The 342-nt window shown below is 63.5% G+C and carries 1 protein-coding gene; it reads right to left on the reverse strand.

Features of this window, described 5'->3' with window-relative positions; genetic code table 11:
* Positions 1 to 342 (reverse strand): PAS domain-containing protein (locus MKK69_RS19525; protein ID WP_243970568.1); only part of this gene is annotated, 342 nt, incomplete at both ends.

Genomic DNA, 342 nt, shown 5'->3' on the forward strand with positions numbered 1-342 from the left:
GTGCCATCGAGCGCGAACTCGATCACCGCCTGGGAGCGGTGCAAGGCTTCGAGCTGGCCATCATGGTCGATGTTGCGCAGCACCTGCGCGGTGATGTCGGTAGCGAACTTCACCACCTTCGTGACTCGACCAGCCCTGTCCAGGACCGGATTGTACGTGGCCTGGATCCAGATCTCGCGCCCGTCCTTGGCGATGCGTTTGAACTCGCGGGTTTGACCTTCGCCACTGCGCAGTGCCTCCCAGAACGTGCGGTACGCGTCGCCATTGCGCTCGCTGGCGGGGACGAACAGCTTGTGATGCTGCCCCTTCACCTCGGCGAGGGTGTAGCCCATCAGGTCTAGG

Origin of the sequence: Methylobacterium sp. J-026 (genome assembly GCF_022829585.1) — a bacterium.
Lineage (GTDB): Bacteria > Pseudomonadota > Alphaproteobacteria > Rhizobiales > Beijerinckiaceae > Methylobacterium.